Source organism: Paraburkholderia dioscoreae (assembly GCF_902459535.1).
Lineage (GTDB): Bacteria > Pseudomonadota > Gammaproteobacteria > Burkholderiales > Burkholderiaceae > Paraburkholderia > Paraburkholderia dioscoreae.
The window spans coordinates 2,917,640-2,930,511 of the sequence record NZ_LR699554.1 but is presented as its reverse complement, the minus strand read 5'-3'; the positions used below and the strand labels follow the sequence as shown (position 1 = coordinate 2,930,511).

Here is a 12,872-nt window from a genome sequence, read left to right as displayed (position 1 = left end):
TCCAGGCTGGGAAATGGCGACGCAGAATGGAAAACAAGAACGGGGAAACGAAAAGCGCGAGGAATTCGGCTGGAGGCTTTTGCTCGGGCGCGCAGCTTTATCCGTGCTGTTGGGCCTTCTGTTTGCTCTCGTGGTGCCAACTCGCTTTACCGAAGAAATGGGCGCGCAAACAATGGCGCGCTACGCGGCGCCATTCTCTGGCTACTGGTTCGACGTTGGCAGCGAGCACGAACGCGACCTCGAAATCGGGCGTGAAAGCAAGAAGGCGAGCGAGCATCCGCGCACGGTGTGGAATGACAAGGACATCACCGTGCTCGTAATCGATCGCGAAGCTCTTAAGGAAGGCTGGCCTGCACATTACCCGTTTTACGCCTGGCTCCTTGGCGTCCTGAGCGAGCATCCACCGGCGCGCGTATTTGTCGACGTGATTCTTTCGCAGCCTAAAGGCCCGGGTTTCGACGACTTCAAGCGGTCGCTCGCAGATCTGATATCAAAGAAAACAAGCGTATATCTGGCTGCCCGCAGGACGGAAGACAACAGGCTTGCCACCAACGACGACCTTGACGAGGATCAGGAACTGAAGGCCGTGAAGCGCGTGGGCATTGAGTTTTCTGCCCATGCGGTGGACCGGCTCGCGTGGACTTATCCGCTCGTCTATGCAAAGGAAGAACACAACGGCGAGCAAATAGCGGGTGTCGACCGGATTACGAACAAGGATGTGAAGTGGCGCAACCCGTCGCAAGGCAATTGCCCACTGAGTGCAGCGTTCGCGATTTACGAAGATGCGTACGGCAGGGGCGAACTTGAGGCGCGGTGCGATGAGCCTCGATTCATGTCGGTTACCTGGCCGCTCGATACGGCTGAGGACGGTTTGCGATGGCTCGATTCCGACGACGAAGAGAGCGAGGCGCGCCGTGCGTTTTTGCTACGAGTGGACACGGGCGATCACGATGAGCAGATGTATTGCACTTCGAGCGATAGCAAGGTCAGTCTTCTGTGGCGCGCCGAGTGGCGCGCATTTTTACGTCCGACCAGCCGGCCGCTCTGTGTGCACTATCGCACTATCCACGCAAGTCAAATCGAAGAGATGTCCGGTGGCGAACGGGTCGCTGCGTTTCAGGATCGAATCGTGATGATCGGCACGTCGTTTGATTATTCCAACGACTTTGTCCTCTCGCCGCTGAACGACCGCATTCCGGGTGTGTTTCTGCATGCCGCCGCACTCGACAACCTTTTTAGTCATCGCGGTGGGCTGAATGACATCGAGGCGTGGGAGCCTCATTTCGACATGCCCGCTGTCAGGTGGGGCAAGCTTTTGTTCTTGAGTGTGATCGGCTTTGCTGCGATTTTCCTCATTGCAGGCGCCAAGAAATGGGTTCGGCAGGAATTTGCGCGCTTTTATCACGAGCGCCGGCATTGGAAAAGGCGCTTTTCCTTGCACTGGTGGTGTGCAAAGGCACTCACAGCCATTTTCAATATCGCGTTGTTCCTTATGAGCGGATTTGTACTCGTGGCATTTGGCGTGGGGATGATCGTGTTCGGTACGCACTTGCATATGCCGTTCCTTCTGGTTGCACATGTCCTCGCCTGCACTATCGCAGTCGAATGGCTCGAGTGGAGCGAACACCTGTTTAATTGGCTCACCGATAGCAAGGAGGATTGATCATGCAGCAGGTTCGAGATACCCGGCAGCGGCTCAAACACGCTTTCCTGACAGCAGCGGTGGCCGTAGCGTTCACTGCAACGGCGGGCGGTACGGCCTCCGCTCAAACCCCGACCTATGTCGATGCGAAGAAACCAGGCGAAACAGTCAAGCTTTATAGCGCACCGGATAAAAAAAGCCGTGTGATCGACGCTCCGACTTTGCCGCTTCTCGTACAGGGGGCTTCCCAACACGACTTCTATCCGGTGAAGGTGGACGGCAAGCCGTATTGGGCGGACGGCCTGGAGGTGAAGGTTGTTCGCAGCGCGCAGGCGCGCTGCAGCCAGTCCGCCGGTATTCAGGCAGCCGGCACGCTCGGCGCTGCCGCCAACCGGTGCCAATGATCATGCATACCGGACGCCGATACTTCTGCAGCGCATGCGCAGGCCTTCTCCTCGGCGCATGCGCGGACGTCAAACTGCCGGGTAGCCTGTCGAACCTGAACATCGGTGGCGGTTCACCGAAAGGCGCCCCGACGCTCGACACAGTCGGTTCTATTCCACCGCCGCCTGCTCGCGACTGGCCCGACATCAGGCTCGATTTGATGAACGCGCGCGCCGACGGCTGGGGTCTCGTGCCGATGCCCGAGATGGAGGCCTATCTGAACGGCCTGCTCGCGACGATCAAGAAAACCGCCGGCACACCGAACTATCCGGGCTCCGTGCATATCATCTCCGAGAACGGACTCAACGCGAATTCGAGTCCGGGCGGCAATATCTTTGTCTCGGTCGGCTGGTTGCAGTCGGCTGAATCGGAAGACGAGATATTTGCGATCCTCTCCCACGAGTTCGGTCATATCTACCTCAACCATCACGCGATTTTCGACGCGCGCACGGCGGGCGATACGTCGCTTGCCGTCGTGTCGCTCGCCTGGACGGTGACGAACAAGTCGCCAACGTCCAACACGTGGACTGGCGTGGACAATATCGCAGTGGTGCAGACGCTCGGCACACGGGTGCTGTTTCCCGCCTGGCAGCGCAGCGTCGAGGAACAGGCCGACCGGTTCGGCGCGACGATCAGCCTTCGTTGCGGCTACTCCTACGTCGACGGTTTCAAAGCCTTCTTCGAACGCGTCATTGCATACGATCAGGACGCCAAAACTCGGCGTCAGAAGCTTCGTGAGAAGCAGCTTCAGGCGGGACGGGAGAAGGCCGGTCAACAGGCCGCGGCGCAGGCGCGCGCCCAGCCGGTCGCGCCGGCGGTCGGCGGCGGCGCGGCGCAAACGGTGAACCAGCTCACCAGTATCGGCGAGCTGCGCGACGCCGTCGCACAGTACACGTCCGTGCGTGCGGGTGCGCAGGCGAGCGTCGCGGAGAATCTCTTCGACGCGCGCGCGGTGATCGACGATCAGATCTCGGCACAACTCGAAACCTTGCACGATGACCACGGCGATCCAGCCGCCCGCGAAGATAACCTGACCGAGCTCGTGCGCCCCATGCTCGGAGACAAGCGTCCCGATCCGCGAATCGAGCCGTGGAACGCCGCCCGAAAGCGCGGCTCCACTGCACTTATTCTGGCGCACTACAGGGCCATATCCGACTTGCAGGATCTGCAAGCGGCAGGTAATTACCCGCAGGCATTGCAAGTGGCGTCCACGGTCGCATCGGGTCCGACAGCGGACCATGCCTATCCCGTGTTTCTGCTGTCCAACCTGATGACGCTATCGCGTTTGGCGCCGCCCGATACGCAGACGCAGGTGCTGCGGCGCAATCTGAGTTCGCGCGACCGCTCATGGGCGGTGCAGACCAATCTTTCCAACCGCATAGGACAGAAAGACCCGAAGCAAGGTGAAGCGTTTTTGCTGCAGCAATTCGAGTACTTCGGAAGGACATCGGTGACCTGGCCTGGTGTCATTTCCTGGTATCGCGAGCATGGCGATGTCAACCGCGCGAAGCAACTGGCTCTCTCGTGCACGGCGGAACATCCTGAAATGCGCGCTGCGTGCGTCGCCGCTTCGCAGACGCCCGCGCAAAAGAAGAGCGACGATCAGGCAGGCGGGTTCAGCAAGGCGGTCGACAAAATGTTCGATCAGGCGAAGGGGCTGTTGCCGAAGTGAATGTCGGAGCGCATCGATCGTCTTTCAGGCGGACAGGCACGCCACGGGGCCGACGGCGTTAGCGAGTCGGATTCAGGGTGCGTCGTTGCCTTGCCGCTGTGTGCGCCGTCGGTCGGGTTTATATCGCTACCGCTACCGCGGGGACGTGGCCGAAATGATCTCGACATGCTCGATCGCGGCATCCACGAGCTCTTCCGCGCTTTGTATGCCTTCGGCTGATGCGGCGAGGCCATTCAGGCGTCCGTCGATCAACAGCAGCGCAAGCCCATGAACGTAGGCCCAGCCCGCGGTCATGGCAATGGCCTGGGCGGCGGTGATCTGGCCGAACGCGGAGTCGTCGCGCCCTGCAGGTTCGGACGGCAGCTCGAACACGCCGGCCAGGGCGCGCGCTGATACTTGCCGCGCCTGCACGAGGGCCGGGCGCGCGTGGTCGAGCATTTCATTGCGCGACATGAGGTAAAACAAGTCCGGGTTGGCGACCGCGAAGCTCACATAGCCACGGGCGATGGCTTTGCGCCGCGCCTGACCCGGTTCGGTGCCTTCGGCTCTCTCCGTCATGGCGGCCGCCAGCCGCCGATGCCCGCTCGCGGCTAGTTCGCTCAGAACGCCGGCGGTGTCGCCGAAATGGTGCTGCGGCGCGGTATGCGACACGCCAGCCTCGCGCGCAATAGCGCGCAGCGTCAGACCGCGAATGCCGTCGCGTCGTAGCACCAGTTCCGCGGCTTCAAGTAGCGCATGGGGCAGGCCGCCGTGATGATAGGGCTTGTCGCGTGCCGTGCGGTCGGCTTGGGTGGTGGCTTTTTGCGGCGCGGACATTTTTCGGTGTAGCGGTGCTTCTTTCATGACGGCGGATCGCAATCCATATTTTTACAGTGAAAAGATATCTTGGCCGAGCTGCCCGGCGAAGTCAAAGTTTTTCCAATGGGGACGTGAAGGACATTCATGCAGGCCGCACCCATTGCGAGGGCGGCGGGTAACCTGGATAGTCGCGGGAAAAACTGTCACCTGAGACTGAGCCGCGCGACACGTCGCAATGGATGCAGAAATTTGCCGCTTCTATACTTGTGCTGATATCGGTCAGGGAGTCAATATGCGGCGCGTAATCGTTCGGCGGTCTTCAGTTCATGGCAAAGGCGTGTTCGCAATACGTCGGCTCGCTGCGGGAGAGCGTGTGCTCGAGTACAAGGGCGAAATCACGGCGTGGCGCGATGCCGTTCGCCGGCACCGGCGTGAGGGTGTCGAGGGGCATACGTTCCTTTTCGGTCTTTCGGACGGACGCGTCATTGATGGCAGCCGGGGCGGCAACAGCGCACGTTGGCTCAACCACGCATGCGCGCCCAACTGTGAAACCGTTGAAGACGGCGATCGCATTTTCATTCACACACTCCGGCCGGTCGACGCAGGAGAAGAACTGTTCATTGAATATTTGCTGGCCATTGACGACCCGTCGGATGAAGAGATTCGAGCCCAGTATGTGTGCAGGTGCGCCGCGGCGGGCTGTCGTCAGTCGATGCTGGCGGACGCGGCGTGAGCCGATGCGCGCGAAATTCTTGATCGTATCGCCCAGCGTGCGGCGCATACTGGACTCAGTTGCACAGCAGCCGGCTCATTGCGGTTCGAGCGAATACAGGGCGGCAATACGGGAAATTGCCGAGCGCAGCGTGGCCATTTCGATTTCCGCGTTGCACATGGCCCGTTGGCATGCCTCGCGGTGTGTCTGTATGTGCGATAGCAGCGAACGCGTTTGCCGGTCGCATCTATTAATTTCAGCGCGTGTACCGAGCGTCACTGTGACAGCCTTGCGGATGTCCTTCGAAAGAAGAGCCAGGCAATCCCTGGCATGTGTCAGTAACTCGACAAGCTCGCTGGTCGCGAAGATCAGTTGCGGAATGTGAAGCGGCCAACTCGACTCGAGAATAGACGACACGTCGTTCAGCAGATCGCCGGTTTCCGCATGTGCCGATTCTGTTTGCGACGACAGTGATTTCACGAGGCCATGCAAGTGTTGCAGCGCGTCGGCCTGTTCGTCGAGTAACGAGAGATCCGCGATTAAAGCGCTGCGCAGTTCGTTCAGCTCGCGTTTCCTTTCCGGAATCCAGTGCGATTCATGATGCATGATGTATCCACCCTCCGCGATGGTGCCGGTCGCCATGACCATGCTTATGCAAGATAACGGCAGTTCGTTCGCTTACCGCAGAGAGGCTGCTGGTCGCCTCATATGCTAAGCAGGCTGATCGTTGCGTGGGCACACAAAAGACCGCATAAATCGCGAGACGATTTCAACTGCAACGGGCTCACGTCCGCTCAACCGTGCGGTTCGTTTTAGGCGCTTACTGCGAAGGCGCCCATGCAGCGTAGTCGAAATGGCGTGATTGAAAGATGCATGCCGGAAGAATCTTCCATCGGAGTATTGAATTGAAGCAGAGTCGGGTTATTTGATTTTGCTGCTTCAGTATGTTCGTGGCGAGTCGATAGACCAGACATGTCCTTCACTTTCTGTGGCGCTAAATTGACTAACGACATCGCGGCCAACGACTCCGGCGAAAAGCCTTTGCGGCGACTTCAGGTCAGCAGCGGCGCAGCGTTTTACGAGCGTGAGCAACGCCGACTCGACACGCTCGAATCGCTTCACATTCTCAATACGACACCGGAGCCTGCCTACGATCGAATTGTTCGTCGTGCGAGCGAATTTTTCGAAGTGCCCATGTGTGTGATCTCGTTCGCGGGGCAAGAAGAACAATGGTTTAAAGCGCGTTTAGGGCTCGACATCGACGAGGCGCCGCGCACGGGATCTTTCTGTGAGGCCACGCTCGAAAGAAACGGTGTGTTGATCGTGCCGGACGCCCGGCTGTCGCCCCGTTTTGCAGAGCATCCATTCGTTACCGGGCCGCCGTGGATCCGCTTTTATGCCGGCGTTCCGTTGGAGGTGGAAGACGGGCAGCATGTCGGGACGTTATGCATCATGGATGTTCGCCCGCGCGTCTTCGATCAGTCGCTGGTGGATGCATTGACGGACTTTGCTGCAATGGTGGTGGATGAATTGCACCTCCGGCTGCGCACCATCGCGCTGGAAAGAGAGTTGCGGAAACAGAAAGCAGCGGAAGCCGAAGCGATAGCATCGCAGAAGGCGCGCGCGGATTTCCTTGCAATGGTCACGCACGAACTGCGTGCTCCGTTGAATTCGATTGCGGGCATGGTCAGTCTGATTTCCCAGAGCGGCGGGCATGTTCCTGCGGAAATCGGCGTCGAAGCGTTGCGCGATTCCACCGACCATCTCGTGCGCATGATCAATGAAGTGCTCGATCTTGCGAAGCTCGAAGCCAGTGGCTTTACCTTTGCACGCATACCGTTCGACGTGCGCCGGGAACTGCGCTGCGCATTGTCCAGTGTGCGGCTGCAGGCGGCCTCGAAAGGACTGCGGATCACACTGGATATCGACTCCCAGGTGCCCGCCTATCTGATGGGAGATCGCACGCGGGTCTCCCAGATCGTTCTCAACCTGCTCGGCAATGCGGTGAAATTCACCGCACACGGTGAAGTGAACGTCCGCGTGCGAGCGGAGCAGTTCGGCAGTCAGCGGGCCAGCGTGACGATCGTCGTGACCGATACAGGTATGGGAATGCGCGATCAGATCGCGGAAGCACTGTTTAGCGACTTCTCCCAGGAAGCTAGCGTGAAGTCGCAGTACGGCGGCACCGGCCTCGGATTGTCGATCTGCCGGAAGCTCGTGTACGCGATGGCCGGCACCATCACGGCGAGTGCGAGGCCGGGTGGCGGCGCGGTGTTCACGTGCGTGATCCCGTTCGATATCGCCGAGGCGCCCGCCTGCGTTCGCCCGGTACTCGATCTCGACAACGTGGCGCGTGGCGATCAACTGGTGCTGATCGCCGACGACGACGGCGTCAGCCGTCGTGTGACTCAGGCGCTGATCGGGCGTTTGGGTTATCAGGTCGAAGGTGTATCCACGGGCCGCGGCGCACTCGAGTTGCTCCGTACGCGGCCGTTCGATGTCGCCGTACTGGATATCAACATGCCGGATCTGAACGGCCTTGCGCTTGCGCGGGAACTGCATGAACAGACGGAGTTCGGTGTCGCGGTGCCGCTGATTGCGCTCTCCGGAAGCCCGCCTCCCGAAAACGATTGCCGTCTGGCCCTGTTCGACGATTACCTCGTCAAGCCAGTCTCCATGCAGACGCTCGACGATGCGATTGCGAAGGTGTTGTTACGTCGGCGGTCGCTCGCATCCGGCGACGTCGCGGAGGTGTCGCCATGAACATGTCGGTACGCGGCCGGCGCAGGAGCGCCGACGCAAGCGCGCCAGCGCCGTTCGAACGGTGTATCGGATGGATCGGCACGACAGCGCTCGCAATGGGCGGCAGCAACCAGAGCCTGTTTCTGCTTGCGGCATTGTTTGTCGGGCAAGGCGATATCCCGGGGCAAGGAAGCGCGGCGGTGCCACTGCTGATCGTGGGCCTGCTGCTGAGCTATGCGGCTTTGCCGGGATGGATCGAACTCGTCATGATGTCGCCGCATCGCGTGGGCGGCATTGCCGCGGCGTGTACGGAAGCGTTTCGTCCGTATGGCCCGATACTGTCGACGCTCACAGGTGTCTGCTACTGGTGGGGCTGGGTGCCGACCTGCGGCCTGACGGCTATCCTGTCCGCGACGGCGCTCAACCAGTGGTTCCTGCCGCACGTGCCGGTACCCTTGATGGCCTGCCTGCTGGTCTGTGCATTTACCGCCGTCAACCTGATGGGCATCCGCTGGGTCACGCGTCTGGCCGTGCCGATCGCGTCCTGTTCCGCGCTTCTCGCTTTTGTCTCGGCGCTCGCGCCTGTCTGGTCCGGCAAGGTCAACTGGCAACACGCTGTCGATTTCCATCTGAATACGCCATTCCCCGGCTGGTTCGGCGGATTGACTTCGCTGATGGCGGGGCTTTACCTGATCGGTTTCGCGGCGCCGGCGTTCGAAGCGGCTGCCTGTCACGTCGGCGAGACGAAGAATCCCGAGAAGAACGTGCCGCGGGCGATGAAGGCAAGCGCGCTGATGGCGATGGTGTACTTCGTCGTCCTGCCCGTCATCTGGCTGGGCACGCTCGGCCCTGAGCCATTGGGACAGGATCTCGGCCAGGTTCTTGGGCCGACCTTTGCGCCGGTATTCGGTGCGCTGGCCAAGTCCGCCGCGATCTGGTTCATGATGTTCAACATGTTCCATGGAACCGTGCAACCGCTGGCCGGCGCAGCGCGCACGCTGTCGCAACTGGCGGATGACGGGCTCGCGCCGCGCGTCCTCGGGTATCGGTCGCGACGCGATGTGCCGGTTGTCGCCACGCTGCTCACGGCAGCGCTCGCGCTGGTATTCCTGCTGATCGGCGACCCGATCTGGCTTGTGGCTGCGGCCAACTTCAACTATCTGATCGGTATTGCCGCGCCGAGCGTCGCAGTGTGGTTGCTTCGTCGGAATGCACCCGACGCCGCGCGGTCGTATCGCGCTCCGCGATTCACGATCGGCCTCGGCCTCGTGAGCGCCGCAGTGTGGGGCGCCGCAACGATCCTTGGTTTTGAACAGTTCGGCTTGCCGACGGTGGTCTTCGGGCTCGCGATGGCCTACTCCGGCGCCGCGCTCTACGCGTGGCGGAAGTGGGAGGACCGCCGGCGAGCGGGTCTGCCGGGTTTTGCGCCTACGCTGCATCTGCGGCTGACGGGGGCGATGCTGCTCGTGCTGGCGCTCGACGGCGCCGGCTACATTCTGGCCGTCTCGCAGTTACCCGCGCGGCAGGACGTGCTGAAAACCGCGCTCGAAGATATCTTCGTGATGGTGGCGATGCTGACCATTACGGTCGGCATCGTATTGCCAGGCGTCATCGCTCATTCGGCAGAAGAGGTTAGCAAGGCCGCCAGAAAACTTGCGACAGGTACGTTGCGGGACTTCTCCAATGCCATGCATGCGCTGGCGCGCGGAGACCTCGACGCGGCGCAGGCGCATATCGACATTCGACGTGTGCACGTGCGTTCGAATGACGAGCTCGGCGAAATGGCTGCCAGCTTCAATGCGCTTCAGGGCGAAGTGGCATCCGCGGCGCTCTGTCTCGGCGATGCTCGTGATGGCTTGCGTTCGGCGCGTGAACGTTTGACGCAGGCGAACCGGTCGCTGCGCCAGAAAGTGAGCGAGCAGCATCAGCTCGCGAACGAACTGCTTGCCGCCAAAACCACCGCCGAGATCGCCAATGCTGCCAAGAACCAGTTCATGGCACGCATGAGTCATGAATTGCGCACGCCGCTCAATGGCGTGCTTGGCCCGGCGGACCTGTTGTTGAATCTGCATTTGAATGGCGAACAGCACGCATTGCTCACCACGATTCGCGATTCTGGCGCTTCATTGAAGACGGTTATCGAGCAGATTCTGGACCTCGCGCAGATCGAGGCGGACGCGCTTTGTCTGCAGACGGAAGAGCTGGACGTCGCCAGCCTCACGGACAGGCTCGCCGATCAGTATCGCCGCGAAGCGCAGGCGAAGGGTCTGGGCTTTGTCTATCGCAAGGCGGACGGGCCGATCGCGCAGATCCGTTCCGATGGCGGGCGGATCAGACAGATCGTCAGCAATCTTCTTTCCAATGCGGTCAAGTTTACGAATGCAGGTACCGTATCGCTCGGCGTGAGCGTCTGGATGGAAAGCGCGGAATGTGCGCGCCTCGTGATCGAAGTCAAGGATACCGGGCCTGGCATTGCCGCCGACGCGCGTGACAGGATCTTCGCGTCCTTCGCTCAAGCCGACGAGTCGAGCACGCGCCAACACGACGGAGCCGGCGTCGGCCTTTTCCTCGCGCGCGAACTGGCGACGCGTCTGGGTGGAAACCTGGCATTGAAGAGCGAAGTGGGGCGTGGCTCCGAATTCGCACTCACGGTGCCTGTTCCGCTTGTTTCGCACGACGCGGACGCGTGTATTGCGCCGCATACAGAACGTGGCGCATTGTCGGGCGATGGCGATGTATCGAGCGGATCTGGTGCCTTGCCTGAATCGCATGCGTTGAACAAGACTGCCGACGCGCAGCAGATCACGCATGCCGTGCCTACCCGTCATGCGCAGACGGCGGATGCTGAGCCGTCCATATTGCTCGCAGAGGACAATCCGACCAACCAGACGGTCGCTCTCGCCGCGTTGCGCCGGCTCGGCCTGCAGGCGCGGGTCGCGGCCAATGGAGACGAAGCGGTGCAACTGTTCAGTGCATATTCGTTCGACCTCGTTCTGATGGACTGCCACATGCCCGGCAGGGACGGCATTTCCGCGTCTGCCGCGATCAGGACGATCGAGAACGACTCCGCGAGAGCGCGCATTCCGATCATCGCCGTGACGGCGGATATGACGTCTGCGAATATCATGCGTTGCCGGGCAGTCGGTATCGATCACATCATCGCCAAGCCCTTCAATTTCGCCGAGTTCTCGTCCACGCTCTGGAAGTATCTGGGTACGCCCGCAAATTGGCACACGGCCGCTGTTACGAGCGCGGTCGCGGATACAGATCTGCCCGACAACGATTCAGCGATCGAGCGCGCATCGATCGACGAACTCAGGCAGATCGACGAAGACGGATCGCTTGGCCTTGTCGCCGACGTCATTGCTACGTTTCAGGAGTCGGCGGGAAGGCAGGTGGCGGATCTGCTCCATGCGCTCGCTGCGCAACGGTGGGGCGAGGGCGCACGTATCGCCCATACGCTGAAATCGAGCAGCGCCTACGTGGGCGCGCTCGGATTCTCGCGACTGCTGAAAGACGTGGAAACGGCGTGTCAGTCCGCCGATCCGCAAGGGCTCGACGTATTGGCTCAACGCGTCGAGCGTGCCTTTTCCCGTCTGCTTCCCCAACTGCTGGAGATGGTCGAGACGGGAGCCGAAAATGCGTGACCTCGGCGTAGTCACGCACGGAACCGTGTTGATCATCGAAGACGATCCCGTGCAATCGAAAGTGCTGCAATCCATGACGACGAAGCTCGGCTTCGACGTTTGCACGGCAGCCAGCCTGAACGAAGCGAGGGAGAGGCTTGGCACGCTCGCTATCGATACGGTGCTCCTCGACCTCCGGTTGGGCAACGAGGCCGGTCTGGACGTACTGCGCTCGATGCGGGGCAAAGCCGCGCCGCGTTCGCTCATTCTGACGAGCGGATGCGACGAACGGACCCGCACGGCGGCCGTGCGGCTCGCGCATGCGTATGGTGTGCACGTGGCCGGCTCGCTGGGCAAACCCGTGACGCTCGGCCAGCTATCCGACCTTTTGTGCACGATGCCGGCCTGCGCATGGAAGCCGACACCCAGAGAAGTGCCGCGAGTCACGCGCGCTGACGTTGCCGCAGCGCTGGAAGGCGGCCATATCCGCCCGCATTTCCAGCCGAAGGTCTGTCTGGCAAGTGGCGGGATAACGGGAGTAGAAGCCCTTGCGCGCTGGCGCTCGCCGCTATTCGGAAACGTGCCTCCCGATGTCTTCATACCGGTTATCGAGGCGGAAGGCTTGAGCCGAAAGTTCACGCACTTTATGTTGCGCGAGTCGCTGCGTGCCTGCGCAGCGTGGCGGCATTTCTTTCCGGACGTGTCGGTCGCGGTCAATGTTTCGCCGGCCCTTGTCGACCAGGAACTGATGACGCAGGTCATCGCGCTACTGCACGAAACTCACGTTCCCGCGGAATCGCTCATTCTGGAAATTACCGAGACGAGCGCACTCGGATGTTCGATCCAGATCAACGATGTGCTGACGCGTCTGCGTATATTCGGTGTGCAATTGTCCATCGACGATTTTGGCACGGGACATTCATCGCTCGCTTCGCTGTTCCGGCTGCCTTTTAACGAACTGAAGCTCGACCGTTTGTTCACGGCAAACGCCGATAGGGATCAGGACGCGGAGCGCATTCTGCGTGCGGTGGTTGCTATGGCGAACGAGATGGGGCTCAGATGCGTAGCGGAGGGTGTCGAAACAGAAGCAGTGAGACACCGGCTGGCCAGAATGGGCTGCAGCTTGGGGCAAGGTTGGCTCTGGTCCCCGGCGGTCGCGGAAGAAGAACTCATCAACGTTCTGAACGCGGCTGGAACCAGACCGCGTGATCCCCACGAACTCAAGAAAATATGATC

The 12,872-nt window shown here is 60.9% G+C and carries 9 protein-coding genes; 7 read left to right on the top strand and 2 right to left on the bottom strand.

Features of this window, described 5'->3' with window-relative positions; genetic code table 11:
* Window positions 1-13 precede the first annotated feature (13 nt).
* From PDMSB3_RS33260 to PDMSB3_RS33250, 3 genes are read left to right on the top strand one after another with little or no spacing between them, the layout of a single operon-like run.
* Window positions 14-1,663 carry a CHASE2 domain-containing protein gene (locus PDMSB3_RS33260; RefSeq protein WP_165189168.1) on the top strand — a complete coding sequence of 550 codons (1,650 nt, stop codon included), beginning with the start codon at window positions 14-16 and terminating at the stop codon, window positions 1,661-1,663.
* A 2-nt stretch (window positions 1,664-1,665) separates the two neighbouring features.
* On the top strand, window positions 1,666-2,046 hold the full coding sequence (locus PDMSB3_RS33255) for a hypothetical protein (protein WP_165189714.1): 381 nt from the start codon (window positions 1,666-1,668) through the stop codon (window positions 2,044-2,046).
* A 2-nt stretch (window positions 2,047-2,048) separates the two neighbouring features.
* Window positions 2,049-3,758, top strand: coding sequence for a M48 family metallopeptidase (locus PDMSB3_RS33250; RefSeq protein WP_157187721.1), 1,710 nt, complete (start codon window positions 2,049-2,051; stop codon window positions 3,756-3,758).
* Window positions 3,759-3,890: 132 nt separating this feature from the next.
* Here the strand turns inward: PDMSB3_RS33250 and PDMSB3_RS33245 are convergent, their stop codons facing one another.
* The gene (locus PDMSB3_RS33245; RefSeq protein ID WP_007178147.1) at window positions 3,891-4,601 is read right to left on the bottom strand and encodes a TetR/AcrR family transcriptional regulator; all 711 of its coding nucleotides are present in this window, start codon (window positions 4,599-4,601) and stop codon (window positions 3,891-3,893) included.
* 247 nt (window positions 4,602-4,848) lie between these two features.
* Between PDMSB3_RS33245 and PDMSB3_RS33240 the strand changes: the two genes are divergently transcribed.
* Window positions 4,849-5,289 carry an SET domain-containing protein gene (locus PDMSB3_RS33240; protein ID WP_007178146.1) on the top strand — a complete coding sequence of 147 codons (441 nt, stop codon included), beginning with the start codon at window positions 4,849-4,851 and terminating at the stop codon, window positions 5,287-5,289.
* Between the two features lie 75 nt (window positions 5,290-5,364).
* Here PDMSB3_RS33240 and PDMSB3_RS33235 read toward each other — a convergent pair whose 3' ends face one another.
* Window positions 5,365-5,910: a hypothetical protein gene (locus PDMSB3_RS33235; protein WP_007178145.1), complete on the bottom strand. Its 546-nt coding sequence runs from the start codon at window positions 5,908-5,910 to the stop codon at window positions 5,365-5,367.
* Between the two features lie 357 nt (window positions 5,911-6,267).
* On the opposite strand from PDMSB3_RS33235, the gene PDMSB3_RS33230 reads away from it, so the two are divergent.
* From PDMSB3_RS33230 to PDMSB3_RS33220, 3 genes are read left to right on the top strand one after another with little or no spacing between them, the layout of a single operon-like run.
* Window positions 6,268-8,031, top strand: a complete 1,764-nt coding sequence (locus tag PDMSB3_RS33230; RefSeq protein WP_232064381.1) for a hybrid sensor histidine kinase/response regulator — start codon at window positions 6,268-6,270, stop codon at window positions 8,029-8,031.
* Complete coding sequence (locus PDMSB3_RS33225; RefSeq protein ID WP_165189167.1) at window positions 8,028-11,657, top strand: amino acid permease; 3,630 nt, start codon at window positions 8,028-8,030, stop codon at window positions 11,655-11,657. The genes PDMSB3_RS33230 and PDMSB3_RS33225 overlap by 4 nt, the downstream gene beginning before the upstream one ends.
* A complete protein-coding gene (locus PDMSB3_RS33220; RefSeq protein ID WP_165189164.1) occupies window positions 11,650-12,870 on the top strand; it encodes an EAL domain-containing response regulator in 1,221 nt (406 codons plus the stop codon). The genes PDMSB3_RS33225 and PDMSB3_RS33220 overlap by 8 nt, the downstream gene beginning before the upstream one ends.
* Window positions 12,871-12,872 lie beyond the last annotated feature (2 nt).

What these genes read in the sequence shown, in the direction of transcription:
- PDMSB3_RS33260 (WP_165189168.1), top strand. Translation starts at nt 14, where the DNA reads ATGGCGACGCAGAATGGAAAACAAGAACGGGGAAACGAAAAGCGCGAG.
- PDMSB3_RS33255 (WP_165189714.1), top strand. Translation starts at nt 1,666, where the DNA reads ATGCAGCAGGTTCGAGATACCCGGCAGCGGCTCAAACACGCTTTCCTG.
- PDMSB3_RS33250 (WP_157187721.1), top strand. Translation starts at nt 2,049, where the DNA reads ATGCATACCGGACGCCGATACTTCTGCAGCGCATGCGCAGGCCTTCTC.
- PDMSB3_RS33245 (WP_007178147.1), bottom strand. Translation starts at nt 4,601, where the DNA reads ATGAAAGAAGCACCGCTACACCGAAAAATGTCCGCGCCGCAAAAAGCC.
- PDMSB3_RS33240 (WP_007178146.1), top strand. Translation starts at nt 4,849, where the DNA reads ATGCGGCGCGTAATCGTTCGGCGGTCTTCAGTTCATGGCAAAGGCGTG.
- PDMSB3_RS33235 (WP_007178145.1), bottom strand. Translation starts at nt 5,910, where the DNA reads ATGGCGACCGGCACCATCGCGGAGGGTGGATACATCATGCATCATGAA.
- PDMSB3_RS33225 (WP_165189167.1), top strand. Translation starts at nt 8,028, where the DNA reads ATGAACATGTCGGTACGCGGCCGGCGCAGGAGCGCCGACGCAAGCGCG.
- PDMSB3_RS33220 (WP_165189164.1), top strand. Translation starts at nt 11,650, where the DNA reads ATGCGTGACCTCGGCGTAGTCACGCACGGAACCGTGTTGATCATCGAA.